Genomic DNA, 13695 nt, shown 5'->3' on the forward strand with positions numbered 1-13695 from the left:
AGAACCCCATGGAAACCGACGTACTAGTGATCGGGGCAGGACCTGTCGGCCTGATAGCAGCCAACCTACTCGCGAATCAAGGTATTCGAGTAACGCTGGTCGAGCGCAATCCCAGCATCACTGACGAACCGCGCGCCATTAGCATCACCGATGAGTCGCTGCGTGTAATGGCCGAAATCGGCGTGCTGCAAAAGCTCCTGCCGGAAATGCTCACGGACACCGGCGCACGTTATTTCGGGCGCAAAGGGCAATTGCTGGCGGAGGTGCCGTCCCGCCACTCGTGTTTGGGCCAGCCGGTTAAGTCACAATTCGACCAGCCGATCCTTGTTGCGTTATTACTGGAGGCGGCACAGGCGCAACCCGGCATCGACCTGCGCTTCGACACCGAGGTCCAAGCCGTAGAAAACCACCCGGAGCATGTCGAAGCGCATCTTTTCGAGGCCAACGGCTCGCAACGCCTACGTGCGAAGTGGGTGCTGGCCTGCGATGGCGGCCGCAGCCCTATACGCACGCAGCTCGGTATAACACTAGAGGGCTCGACCCAGATTGAAAAGTGGATCGTGGTGGACGTCCTCAACAGCCCGGGCGAACCAGAACGCTTCTCGCAGTTCCATTGCAACGGCACTCGCCCCTGCGTGGTGGTGCCCGGCGTTAAGGGGCGTTGCCGCTATGAGTTCATGCTGTTGCCGGGCGATGATCCTGACACGGTGACCACCCCTGAGTTCATCATTGACCTGGTCGCGCCGTACCAACGTATTGTCGCCACGGACATCCGCCGTGCCGCCGTCTATCTCGCACAACAGAGGATCGCCACCAGATTCCGCTGCGGTCGCGTGCTGCTGGCAGGAGATGCGGCCCACCTGATGCCACCCTTCGCCGGGCAGGGCCTCAACGCCGGGATCCGCGATGCGGCCAACCTGTCGTGGAAGATCGCCGCACACGTCCGCGGCCAGGCCTGCGACGCACTAATCGAAAGCTACCAAACCGAGCGCCGGCCTCATGTCGAACAGATGGTGCGGCTCTCGCACCGGATCGGCAAGGTGGTGATGAGCACACACCCCCTGCTCGTCGCCCTGCGCGACAATGCTGTCAAGGCCCTAGGGATCTACCCGCCAGCCAAGCGCTGGCTGGTTCAGATGAAATTTTTGAAGCAGCCGTACTTTACCTCAGGCTGCATCGTGCCGCCGGACGGGAGCCTGCTTCCGGCCGCATCTGATCTGGTAGGACGTCCACTACCACAGCCCCGGGTGCAGCGCTCGAACGGCGAGCACGTCGCGCTCGACTCGTTACTTGGCCGAGACTGGGCGATCCTGCGTTTTCGTAGCGGCACGGCGCTGGAGATTCAGCGCGCTTCGATAGGCACAGCCGAATGGTGTGAGAGCGTCGTCGAACTCAATAGCGCCTTCGTCGGGCTGCTCGGCAGCGGCATCACCCTAATTGTGCGACCTGACCGCTACGTGGCTGCCGCCACCAACGGCCCAGGCGAACGAGCGGCACTCCAGGCACTGGCAGCATTCCTTCCCGAGCTACCCGCCCGCCTGGACGACGCCTCTACGTGTGAGACAGCGCCTCCCTGCACGCCCTTGGAAACCCGGTCGCTTGTGTCTTGAACTGCGGCGATGCAACCCATGCCTCCATGTAGCAACCTTCACTCAACCAACCTGGAATTCCTATGAAACTCATGAGCTTTGAACACGCCGGAAAGGCAAGCTTCGGTGTCGTCGTCGGCGACGGTGTATTCGATCTACAGCGTTTACTGGAGAGGCGATTCCACGACCTTAAGAGCTTGCTGGATGGCGATGGCATCGCCCAGGTGACAGCGGCCATCGAGGGGCGCACGCCGGACCTGAAGCTGGCGGATGTACGCTTCCTGCCGGTAATTCCCAACCCCGACAAGATCTGGTGCGTGGGCTTGAACTATGGCGAGCACGTCCGCGAGACTGGCCGCGAGATCAGCGAAAACCCAATGTTCTTCCTGCGCGTGGCAGACTCGCAAGTCGGCCACGGCGAAGCGATCACGCGTCCCCCGGAATCGATCAAACTGGACTACGAAGGTGAGATCGCGATCATCATCGGCAAAGGCGGCCGGCGCATCCGCGAGGAGGACGCTTGGGATCACATCGCCGGCTATGCCTGCTACAACGATGGCTCCGTGCGCGACTGGCAGTTACACACTGCACAATGGGCGCCCGGTAAGAACTTTTGGCGTACCGGTGGCTTCGGCCCTTGGATGGTGACAGCCGATGAGATTGAGCCAGGCACCACGTTGTCGCTCGTAACTCGACTCAATGGCCAGGAGGTGCAGCGTGCCACCACAGATATGATGCTGCACAGCATCCCGCGCCAGATCGCCTACGCCTCGACAGTGGCACCGCTTCGCCCTGGCGATATCTTAGTAACCGGCACCCCAGGCGGCATCGGCGCCAAGCGCACCCCGCCGTTGTGGATGAAGCCAGGCGACGTGGTAGAGGTGGAAATCGAGCGCGTCGGCACCCTGCGCAACACTATCGTCGACGAACAGCCCAACTGATAGCCAGGCCGGCCCCGGTTGGGGCTGGCTTTACCCATTACAGGGACAATACCGGTGAATCTCATAGGCAATCGCCTTTCGCTGCACCACATACCTTCTCTTCCCTGACAAGGGAGGACAGTGTCATGACATTAATCTAAGCAACACTTCAATCTAAGAAACACTTCGCAGCCAGCCGTGGTTAGGCCGCCCAATAGGTCTGTGCTTCCTAGTCGCCTTGCTGGAAGGCGTGATTCTTCACGCTGCCGGTATCGTCACACCGGCCGCCACGATAACAGGCTGGCCTGCGTGCCGTCGTCGCGAAACGCCCCCTCCCCACGCACAGGATGCTCCGCTAGAGATGCTCGCAACCGTTTTCGAGAGCAGTTTCTCGCTCGCCTAGCGTCACCTCGAACTCGAACAGCATCATCAAAAGGTAGTGTGCGAGGCCGATATTCTATTCACAATGCACAACCGATTTCTGTTCGGCTAAATAGTCGGCGCGACCAGGTAGCGAATTTCTTCACCTCAGCACCAAAACCAAAGTTGCCCATCAATTGGTGCTCGAGCCAGATGCCCCACGATGAGGCGGACCTTCCGTCCGCCGGACAGGCTCGACTTCGCTCCACCGCCACTCTTAGTCTCTGCGCTTCTTGACAATGCCCGGCGTCGTGCCTGACCAACGATGGTATGCACGCGAGAATGATGCTTCCGATGCGTAACCAACGCTTGTAGCGATCTGAGCAATGGAATCGTAGCCGTTCTCAAGCAGCTCCGTTGCTCGCATCATCCTGAGCGAAGTGATGAACTCGTTTGGTGTTTGACCAGTCACGCTGGCAAAGCGCTTTAGAAATGCTGAGCGAGACAGGCTGGCCTTATCGGCCAGCCTCGCGATTTTCCAGTCGCTCTCCGGAGCCTGATAAATGGCACTAAATACTTTCGATAGAACCGGATCATTCCAACCACGATGTGACTTCGAATCGTGTCTGGATACGTGATCCAAATAGTATCTGATGGCAGAGGTCAGTACCGCTTCGGCTAGCCGAGTAGCAATCGCCTGCCCGATAAACCCCTGTCTTCCGTTCTCACTGAGCTGATGGAGGGTTTGCGCGAGGAACTCCCGATGCTGAATTCCAAACCCACGCAGGAGAACCAAACCCGGCATGTTCTTGAGCATAACGATCGGAAATCTTTTATCCACATAGCAGTTCATCGAGACAAGCTGGGTGATGTGACCACCTCCGCCGTAGCTAATCCCCGTGCTGAAAAGACCGGCGAGGAAATCGTTCGCCGAATCCGCGCTCTTCAGTCGTGATGGAATAAAATTCTCCATGGGCTGCAGCGGCGTTTCAATGGCGTCAGCGATCGCGAGTGAACTCGACATGGGCTCGAGAAGCGCGTCGCCTGCCGCAAGACAGATCGAATCCGAAGCCCCCTCTCGATACACGACACAGCTACCTGCCAGCACAAGATGAATCCTGATGCAGTCGTTCACTCGTGGCAGCTTGCATCCCCATGGGGAAGCCAACTGAATCAACCCCTGTAAGACGCCCGTCAGACGAATGGTGCGTAGAAGATCGTCCAGCGGGAGAGATGGACGGTAATCGTTGGGGTTTTCCATAACGTCTTTTTTCCGGAACACAGGTGGCATGGATCCTCCTGATGGGCGATTTGCGCCAATGCGCTCGTTCTATTTCAAACCCGCAAGTGCAAACGCAGGCAGTCTTTAGATACGACGTTATTCATAACCGCATTCTTGCATTCCTGCTCACAACAAGCACGTTGCACGTCAGTAGAAAAAGCCGAGATATCCGAATTGCCCCATTTTGAATGGAGGAAACAACCGACTTGGCATTGCGCCTTGAATTGAAGACTTTCAGTCAATAGATGTGAATTTGTGGACAGTGACGAGTTGCCGCATGAAGACCAAAATCCGCCTACGCCGAGCAGGCTGATTGGTGAAGGAGAGTATCACTAACCCTCGCATCGACTGGTCGTTTCGGCCCATGCCGCAAGCCGCATCTCCTACAAAAAAAATTCTCAAGATCGGAGAGGAAACTCAGTGAGTTCTAATAACAATCCCACCGAATCCACACCTGTTTTGATCGTCGGTGCAGGTCCAGCCGGAATGATCGAAGCACTTGCACTTGCCCGGGTTGGTATTCGCAGCACGCTGCTCACCCTGTACCCATATACCGCACACACTCCACGGGCGCATGTGATCAATCCGCGCACGATGGAGATTTTCCGGACACTGGGCATCGAGGATGATGTCGTTGCTGTCGCCGATACCGCCGATTACATGGAGAACAATGTCTGGGTCACCACGATGGCGGGCACTGAAGTCGCACGCATCAGTTCATGGGGCACTGGCCACGAACGGCAGAAGTACACCGATGCCAGTCCGAGCAATATGTGCAACTACCCGCAGCATCTGCTCGAACCCATCATCATGAAGGCGGTAGTCGAGACCGGCCTAGTCGACGTGAGATTTGGTCATGAGTACCTCGACCACGGCCAAGACGAGCATGGCGTAGTAAGCCGCATCAAGGTGTGTGAGTCTGGTCACGAATATTCAGTCTCTTCGTCCTACCTCATCGGAGCCGATGGCGGACGCAGCCGCATCCTGGATCAGTTGGGAATCAAACACGAGGGCGTGCAAAACGCAGGCAGGGTGCTTTTCGTCTGGATTGAGGCGGACCTGAGCAGGTATGTCCAGCACCGGCCAGGCATTCTCTACCACTCGGTAATTCCCGATGGCAGGGTTGGTCTCATCCTCGTACGCCCTTGGAATGAGTGGATTGCAGGCGCGCCCGTCGACGATTCGTTCGACCATACCGATCACAATGCCGTCCTTGCGCTGATCCGAAAGTTCATAGGGGATGAAACGATTCCGGTACGAATCAAGCATGTGTCTCCGTGGTCCGTGAACGGTTGCTCGGCGCCTCAATATTCGCAAGGCAGGGTCTTCTGCATGGGGGATGCAGTCCATCGCCACGCTCCGTGGAACGGACTGGGGTTGAACACGGCCGTGGCAGATGCATTCAACCTCGCATGGAAACTTAAGCTCGTGCTCGAAGGCACGGCAGCGCCATTGCTATTGGATAGCTATGACGCCGAACGGGTACCCGTCGGCCGCCAAGTCATCCGGCGCGTGGGTGAGACGACTGCACAGATGATTAACGTGCCCGCCTCTATTGGCAATCACCCTGGTATCCCCGTATCGGAGATGTTGCGTAACGCGGAGACGTTGTTCGACGACACCACCACTGCCGCGCAAAGGAGAGAGAATCTTGATGCGGCACTGACTCCGTTGAGTACAACCGGTTTCAACGCTCTTGGTGCCGAGATTGGCTATCGGTACCGCACCGGAGCGATCTTCGCCGATGGCACCTGCGAGCCACTTCCAGACGGCGATCCCGATCATGCATACAGAGCCACCACATGGCCAGGCGCAAGGCTTCCGCACGCTTGGCTGGAAACTGGTCGCAGACGCATCTCGACCCTCGATATCGTGAACCCCGCAGCTTTCACTCTCATCGTCGGCATCGAATCGTCGGCATGGCGAGACGCCGTCGCGAAGTTGCCGCACGCGCTGGCGTCGGCTGTCGAAGTCGTGCAGGTCGGTGGCTCTTATGGTGTTCGCGACATCTACGGCGACTGGCGCCGTATACGCGAGGTGGGAGATAGCGGTGCGGTACTCGCTCGCCCAGACCATCACGTCGCCTGGCGTGCTGCGGACGGGACAGGAGCCCAGCAACTGGGCGAAGTCCTGGGCCGTCTTCTTGGGACGATGGACAGGCAGCCCTTGTTGGTAGCCGCCCAGCACGGCATAGCCAAACCGAAACATGCCTTGCCCGCGATAACCCAGTGAGCACACGCACATGTCCCTGAACCAAAATAGCATCGCCAAGGCTGCCGAACTGCTGCGTAGCGCGGCAGCCACGGGCAATTTCATTGCCCCGTTGCGCGAAACCTTCGAGGGTTTGAGCGCGAACGACGCCTATGCGATCCAGAAACTCAACACCGAGCTCAAACTGCAGTCCGGGGCACGTCTGATCGGGGCCAAAGTCGGTCTGACCTCACTGGCTGTGCAGCAGCAGCTTGGCGTGGACTCTCCTGACTACGGCCTTTTGTTCGACGATATGGCTTTTGCAGAAGGCCTGCCGATCCCGATGGCGGGCCTGCATCAACCGAAAATCGAGGCCGAAGTCGCTTTCGTGCTCGGCCGCGACCTAGACCTTCCCAACCCGAGCCTGATCGACGTCGTCAACGCGATCGATTACGCCTTGCCAGCCCTGGAGATCGTCGGCAGTCGCATCGCCCAATGGAACATCCGTCTGGTCGATACCGTTGCCGACAACGCCTCGTCCTCGGCCTTCGTCCTCGGCGGCTCGCCGAAGAAGCTCGACCAGCTTGATCTGCGCAATTGCCGGATGACCCTTGCCCGTGAAGATGAGCAAAACGTCTCCATCGGTTCCGGCGCTGCTTGCCTTGGCCATCCGCTCAACGCAGTGGTGTGGCTGGCGCGGACTCTGGCACGTCACGGCGCACCATTGAGGGCCGGCCATCTCGTCCTTTCCGGGGCACTTGGTCCGATGATCACCGTGGAAGCCGGCAAAACCTACACCGCCCACATCGATGGCCTTGGCACCGTGACCGCCACCTTCGACAACCAATGAACAACAGGACATTCCCATGGCCGCAAAGATAAAGGTTGCAATCATCGGTTCGGGAAACATCGGCACCGACCTAATGATCAAGATACTTCGCCATAGCCAGCGTATCGAGATGAGTGTCATGGTCGGCATTGACCCCAACTCCGACGGCTTGGCCCGTGCCGCACGCCTAGGCGTGGCGACCACCCACGAGGGTGTCGAAGGCTTGACCCGCCTTGACGCTTTCAAGGACATCGACGTGGTATTCGACGCGACCAGCGCCGGCTCCCACGTGAAGAACGACGCACTCCTGCGCGCCGTCAAGCCGGGCATCCGCGTGATCGACCTTACCCCGGCAGCAATTGGCCCGTACTGCATTCCAGTCGCCAATGGCGACGAGCACCTCGACGCACCGAACGTCAACATGGTCACCTGCGGCGGACAAGCCACCATCCCGATAGTCGCGGCAGTCTCGCGCGTAGCCAAGGTCCATTACGGCGAGATCATTGCTTCGATCTCGTCAAAGTCTGCCGGTCCGGGTACTCGCGCCAACATCGATGAGTTCACCGAGACCACGTCGAAGGCAATCGAGGTGATCGGCCGCGCCACCAAAGGCAAGGCGATCATCGTCCTGAACCCGGCCGAGCCACCGATGATCATGCGCGACACGGTCTACACCTTGTCCGACTTTGCCGACGAGGACAAGATCGCGCGCGCTATCGAGGACATGGTCAGGGGGGTGCAGGACTACGTACCCGGCTACCGACTGAAGCAGCGCGTGCAGTTCGAGCGCATTCATACGCCAGTGCGTATCCCCGGTGTGTCCGATGCGATCACCGGCCTTAAGACCTCGGTATTCCTCGAGGTCGAGGGTGCCGCGCACTATCTTCCGGCCTACGCCGGCAACCTCGACATCATGACCAGCGCCGCCCTGCGCATCGCCGAAAAAATGGCCGGACGCCTTCTTGCCAACCGCTAGGCCGCCTGAGGAAAGTTACGATGATTACCGATCCCAAGACTCAAAAGCTGTACATCTCCGACGTGACACTGCGCGATGGCTGCCACGCCATCCGCCACCAGTATTCAATCAACCAGGCAAAACAGATCGCCAAGGCTCTCGATGAAGCCAAGGTCGACTCCATCGAAGTCGCCCACGGTGACGGCCTGAATGGTTCCAGCTTCAACTACGGCTTCGGCGCCCATAGCGACCTGGAATGGATCGAAGCAGTAGCCTCCGTAGTCAAGCACGCTAAGGTTGCCACCCTGCTGCTGCCTGGCATCGGCACCGTGCACGATCTCAAGGCTGCTTACGACGCCGGCGCTCGCATTGTCCGCGTCGCTACTCACTGCACCGAGGCCGACGTTTCCCGCCAGCATATTGAGTACGCGCGCACCTTAGGCATGGACACGGTGGGCTTTCTGATGATGAGCCACATGACCACACCCCGGAAGCTAGCGGAGCAGGCAAAGCTAATGGAGGACTTCGGGGCGACCACGGTGTATGTGGTGGACTCGGGTGGCGCACTGAGCATGCAGGACGTCCGGGACCGCTTCCGCTTACTCAAGGATGTATTGAAGTCAGAGACGCAGACCGGCATGCACGCCCACCACAATCTCAGCTTGGGCGTGGCCAACAGCATAGTCGCGGTCGAGGAAGGCTGCGACCGAATCGATGCGAGCCTGGCGGGAATGGGGGCCGGAGCCGGCAATGCGCCGCTGGAGGTGTTCATCGCTGCGGCCGAGCGCTTGGGCTGGAACCACGGCACTGACCTGTACCGGTTGATGGACGCTGCCGACGACATCGTTCGTCCGTTACAGGACCGGCCGGTGCGGGTCGACCGCGAGACGCTCGCGCTCGGCTATTCCGGCGTGTACTCGAGCTTCCTGCGACACAGCGAGGCGGCGGCGAGGAAATACGGACTGAAGACCGTCGACATCTTGGTCGAACTGGGCAACCGTCGCATGGTGGGTGGTCAGGAGGACATGATCGTCGACGTCGCGCTGGACTTGCTCAAAGGCAAGTCCACAGAGAGCAATACGCTGTCCCGCTCAGCAAGGGAACGAACGGATTCATAAATCATGTTTTGATGGGTGCAACGATGAATAAGAACAAGAAGAACGGCCCTGTTTTGAACATTACGACGATGACAATGCCACTGTCGTTAGCGGTGTGCCTTATCGGCACAACAGCACATGCCAGCGAGGGAGGCGGGTCGTTGTACCCGCTAGGCATCGAGAATTTCTCGGCCGCCGGAATACCGCCACCGGGGTGGTACGGTTCGCTCTACTACTATTCGTACTCGGCGAACAAGCTACGAGACGAGGCCGGCAACAAAGTGCCGAACAACATCAAGCTCAACGTCGACGTGATCGCCCCACGACTGTTGCTAGTTACCGATAAACAGGTGCTTGGGGGCACGCTTTTGGCGCAAGTAGTTCCGACTTTTGTAAATTCGTACGTTGCGTTTGATACCGCACCGGGCGTACGCCTGAGAGATAGCAAGTTTGCGCAGGGCGACCTCCTCGTCGGTGTGGGCGTCGGCTACCAATACAGCGATAAAACTTTCGGCGCTATGGGACTGGATGTGTTCGCACCGACAGGCAGCTACCACGTCGACGATATTTCAAACACGAGTCGAAATTATTGGGGTGTGGCCTCCACGTACACATTCGACTACGTCGACCGGGCCGGCTTCAACTTCTCAACAAAGGTTTCGTACGGGCTCAATTTCAAGAATACCGAAACTAACTACCGATCGGGCCAAGAACTCATCATTGATTACTCCACAGGCTGGGGTCTTAACAACGGCTGGACCCTCGGCCTGGGAGGTCATATTTACCAACAGACCACCAATGATGAGCAGCACGGACAGACGCTGTCCGACACCAAAGGACGCGCTTTCGCTATCGGACCGTCGTTGAAATACGACAGCGGGAAAGGCTGGTTTGTCACCGCAAAGTATTCACCGGAGTTCGATGTCCGTAACCGTTCGGAGGGTTCAGTGTTCGTCATCAGGATTGGCAGTCCTTTGTAACCATCCCCAACCTGACATGTATCAATCGACATTCAAGAATGGAGAACAATATGCCCATTTCCTCATTAGGCTATGTGGTCGTCGAAGCCAGCGACCTCAACGCATGGAACAACTACGCCCGAGACATCCTGGGAGTAGAAAGCAATCGAGTCGGCGGTGCGATAGAACTACGACTCGACGACCGAGCCTGGCGCATCAGAATCGAACAAGGTCCGTTGAACGATCTCAAAGCCATCGGTTTCGAAACACTTAACGCTGCCGGTTTTGCTGACGTACTGGCCAAATTGGACGCCGAGGGCGTCAAGTACACCGTCGACCTCGAACTGGCCAGGGCACGGGGCGTAGTTGAGCTTGCACGCTTCACCGATCCCTCCGATGTGCCTATTGAAGTGTTCTACGGTGGAACCTCCATCTTTCAAAAACCGTTCGTCTCACCTGTCGGTGTGCAAGGCTTTATCACCGGCGAGCAGGGCCTCGGCCACATCGTCGTCGCGGTACAGGACGACGTCGAGTACCAGGCGTTCTGGAACAAGCTCGGTTTCAGGCTCAGTGACTACATCGAGTTCGAGCCGATGCCAGGCCTAAAATCCAAGGTGACATTCATGCATTGCAATCCGCGTCACCACTCACTTGCGTTTGCCACCGTTCCAAGCCCGAAGCGGATCATCCACCTCATGCTGCAAGCCAAGCGCCTGGACGACGTCGGATTGGCGCTGGACCGTGCTAAGAAAACTAACGTACCGGTGGCCTGGGATTTGGGGCGCCACACAAACGACCACATGACCTCGTTCTACATGCTTACGCCGTCGCAATGGGAGATCGAATACGGCTGGGGCGCGCGCGAAATCGACGACAACACTTGGACTGTCGAGCGTCACGACTCGATGAGCATCTGGGGGCATGAACTTAAGATCAAACCCGAGGACCGAATCCATGGCTAACGGAAAAATCATTGAAGTCAATGGCATCAAGGTGCACTACTACGACGAAGGGGTTGGCCCGGCGCTAGTACTGCTACACGGGTCCGGCCCCGGTGCCAGTGGCTGGTCCAACTTCGTGCGCAACATTACGACTCTGGCCAAGACGTTCCGCGTCATCTGCCCCGACCTGCCGGGCTTCGGTAAGTCGGACATGAAGCCAGCATCATCGCCTATCCCCGGCTGGTGGGGCGACATCATCGTCGGCCTATTGGACAAGCTCAGCATCGAGAAACCGCACTTCGTTGGCAACTCGATGGGTGGGATGATCGCCCTGAAGATTGCCTTGGAGATGCCTCAACGCGTTGACCGACTGATTCTGATGGGCCCCGGTGGCGGCTTCCCGGTTACCTCAGTATTTCCAACCGAAGGCATCAAGACGCTGGCAAACTTCTACAACGGTCCCGGTCCATCACTCGAACGACTCAGAGGCTTTATCAGTCAATTCGTGTTCGACCCCTCGCAGATTACCGAGGAACTGATCCAGCAACGTCTCGATGCGGCATTGGACCCACGCATTGTGGCGCAGCCCCCCATGCGTCCGGGACCTGCGGGCATGCCGGAAGAACTATGGCGCGATGCGCGTCTTGCCAAACTTCCGCATGAAACCCTGATTATTTGGGGCCGCGAAGACCGTATACTGCCGCTGGATACCGGATTCGTTTTGATGAAACAGATCCCTCGTGCCCGATTTCTGATAATGCCTCAGTGCGGTCACTGGGTGCAGTGGGAGCATGCTGACGAATTCAATCGCACAGTCCAGGGGTTTCTTGCACCATGAGCAACCGTACGGAGTTCGACGCCGACGTAGCAATCATTGGATATGGCCCTGGCGGCGTGGTCGCGGCCAATATCCTAGGTAGGCTTGGGGTAAAAACCATCGCCATCGAGCGATTCCAAGACATCTACTCTCGCGCCCGCGCCGTGACAGTGAATGACTGGACCATGCGCATCTTCCAGAACTTGGGCTTGGCCGAAAAAATGAAGGACATCATGGACGTCACCCATTCGCTTCGATGGGTGGATTACGAAGGCCGAGAGCTGACCTCAATATCATTTCCACCGGGCGAGTTCGGCCACGCTACGTCCTATGCCATCTACCAACCGGAGATGGAGCGCGTGCTACGCGAAGGCGTCAAGCGCTACGACAGCGTAAGGGTGAAGTTCGGTCATGAGATGACAGGTCTCGACCAAGATCCGGATGGCGTGACAATCCAGGCCAAGAATCTCGAAACCGGCACGATCGACAGCATCCGAGTACGTTACGTTCTGGGTTGCGACGGTGGTTCCAGCTTGACCCGCGAAAAACTTGGCATCAAATTGATCGGCGACACCTTGCCAGTACGCTGGGTGGTGATCGACTGCCGCGTGAAGCGCTGGTGGCCTAACCGACACAAACTCACGTTCTGGTCAGACAAAAAGCGCCCTGTTGTTGATATTGCCCTGTCGATGGGCAACCACCGTTGGGAGTTTCCGCTCAACCCGGGTGAATCCGATGCCGACTTCCAGACGCACGAGCAGCTGTGGAAGCTTCTCAACTCACTGGGCGTGACCGAACATGAGGTGAAAATACACAAGCATGCCTTCTACAATCATCACGTACGCCATGCCGAGCGTTGGCGCGAGGGTCGCATCTTCCTCTGTGGCGACGCCGCCCATCTGATGCCGCCATGGGCCGGCTCCGGCATGCAGTCCAGTATCCGCGACACACAGAACATCAGCCTCAAGCTGGCAGACGTGCTCGCCGGACGCGTTCCGCAGTCGATTCTAGACACCTACGAGGTTGAACGAGCCCCCGACGTGGAGCGCTATACGCAGATCTCGGTCAGCCTAGGCATGATCATCAAACGCGAACTCGGCGATGAGCAGATCAATGCCATGATAGAAGCCGAGCGCGCGTCCGGCGATCTGCCGGCGGTATTGCGTCCGCCCCACTACCTTCGCGGTTGGCTTCAGAAAGGCAACGGCTGTAAAGAAGCGGTTGGCAAGCTGCTACCGCAACCTCGAATGGCTAACTGCAAAGGCCAATATGGCTTGCTCGACGATGCGCTTGGCAGCGGCATTACGCTGCTGGGCGCCAACATCGACCCGGTCAACCGACTCAGCGCAGATCAAAAAGCAGCATGGGAATCGCTGGAAGCCCGCTTCGTCACACTGCGTTCCGTCGATCAGCATGTCCAATCCGACACAGACCTGATAGATATTGATGGTCAACTCATTACTTGGCTCGAAAAGCACGGAGTAGATGTCGTAGCAGTGCGCCAAGACAAAATTATCATGGCCGCCAGCGGCAACCTGAACTTGCCTACTTTAGCCTGAGAGGGTGTGTGCGCCCGGGTATCATGTAGCCGTACCCTCCCTACCTAGGGACAAGAATCGCTCGGTAGGGAACGTTAGGTGCACACGCAAAACTCCGGAAGAACCCACAAGCGCCCAAGCTCCTCGGCAAGAAGCAGGAAAGCGTTATGCGACATCTTTGCATTTACAAAACCGGCTTCGGTTATCACCCGAATTAC

Annotated in this window: 11 protein-coding genes; 10 read left to right on the top strand and 1 reads right to left on the bottom strand. The window is 58.0% G+C overall.

Going from position 1 to position 13695, the window contains the following annotated elements; all coding sequences use genetic code 11:
- Window positions 1-8 precede the first annotated feature (8 nt).
- A complete protein-coding gene (locus M2497_RS20910; protein WP_248482852.1) occupies window positions 9-1610 on the top strand; it encodes a bifunctional 3-(3-hydroxy-phenyl)propionate/3-hydroxycinnamic acid hydroxylase in 1602 nt (533 codons plus the stop codon).
- Window positions 1611-1672: 62 nt separating this feature from the next.
- Window positions 1673-2530, top strand: coding sequence for a fumarylacetoacetate hydrolase family protein (locus M2497_RS20915; protein ID WP_248482854.1), 858 nt, complete (start codon window positions 1673-1675; stop codon window positions 2528-2530).
- Between the two features lie 616 nt (window positions 2531-3146).
- Here the strand turns inward: M2497_RS20915 and M2497_RS20920 are convergent.
- Window positions 3147-4160 carry an AraC family transcriptional regulator gene (locus M2497_RS20920; RefSeq protein ID WP_248482856.1) on the bottom strand — a complete coding sequence of 338 codons (1014 nt, stop codon included), beginning with the start codon at window positions 4158-4160 and terminating at the stop codon, window positions 3147-3149.
- A 411-nt stretch (window positions 4161-4571) separates the two neighbouring features.
- On the opposite strand from M2497_RS20920, the gene M2497_RS20925 reads away from it, so the two are divergent.
- The 8 genes from M2497_RS20925 to M2497_RS20960 are packed head-to-tail and all read left to right on the top strand — an operon-like array spanning window position 4572 to window position 13498.
- Window positions 4572-6383, top strand: a complete 1812-nt coding sequence (locus M2497_RS20925) for an FAD-dependent monooxygenase (RefSeq protein WP_248482858.1) — start codon at window positions 4572-4574, stop codon at window positions 6381-6383.
- A 10-nt stretch (window positions 6384-6393) separates the two neighbouring features.
- Window positions 6394-7191 (top strand): fumarylacetoacetate hydrolase family protein, encoded by a 798-nt coding sequence (locus M2497_RS20930; RefSeq protein WP_248482860.1) that lies wholly within the window; start codon window positions 6394-6396, stop codon window positions 7189-7191.
- Between the two features lie 16 nt (window positions 7192-7207).
- Window positions 7208-8146, top strand: coding sequence for an acetaldehyde dehydrogenase (acetylating) (locus M2497_RS20935; RefSeq protein ID WP_248482862.1), 939 nt, complete (start codon window positions 7208-7210; stop codon window positions 8144-8146).
- 20 nt (window positions 8147-8166) lie between these two features.
- Window positions 8167-9243, top strand: a complete 1077-nt coding sequence (dmpG, locus tag M2497_RS20940) for a 4-hydroxy-2-oxovalerate aldolase (RefSeq protein WP_248482864.1) — start codon at window positions 8167-8169, stop codon at window positions 9241-9243.
- A gap of 23 nt (window positions 9244-9266) precedes the next feature.
- On the top strand, window positions 9267-10202 hold the full coding sequence (locus tag M2497_RS20945; RefSeq protein ID WP_248482866.1) for a transporter: 936 nt from the start codon (window positions 9267-9269) through the stop codon (window positions 10200-10202).
- Between the two features lie 50 nt (window positions 10203-10252).
- Window positions 10253-11143: a VOC family protein gene (locus M2497_RS20950; protein WP_248482868.1), complete on the top strand. Its 891-nt coding sequence runs from the start codon at window positions 10253-10255 to the stop codon at window positions 11141-11143.
- Window positions 11136-11960 carry an alpha/beta fold hydrolase gene (locus tag M2497_RS20955; RefSeq protein WP_248482870.1) on the top strand — a complete coding sequence of 275 codons (825 nt, stop codon included), beginning with the start codon at window positions 11136-11138 and terminating at the stop codon, window positions 11958-11960. The genes M2497_RS20950 and M2497_RS20955 overlap by 8 nt, the downstream gene beginning before the upstream one ends.
- Complete coding sequence (locus tag M2497_RS20960; RefSeq protein WP_248482872.1) at window positions 11957-13498, top strand: bifunctional 3-(3-hydroxy-phenyl)propionate/3-hydroxycinnamic acid hydroxylase; 1542 nt, start codon at window positions 11957-11959, stop codon at window positions 13496-13498. The genes M2497_RS20955 and M2497_RS20960 overlap by 4 nt, the downstream gene beginning before the upstream one ends.
- Window positions 13499-13695 lie beyond the last annotated feature (197 nt).

It is taken from the genome of Pseudomonas sp. CYM-20-01 (assembly GCF_023169845.1).
GTDB classification, from domain to species: domain Bacteria; phylum Pseudomonadota; class Gammaproteobacteria; order Pseudomonadales; family Pseudomonadaceae; genus Aquipseudomonas; species Aquipseudomonas azotoformans.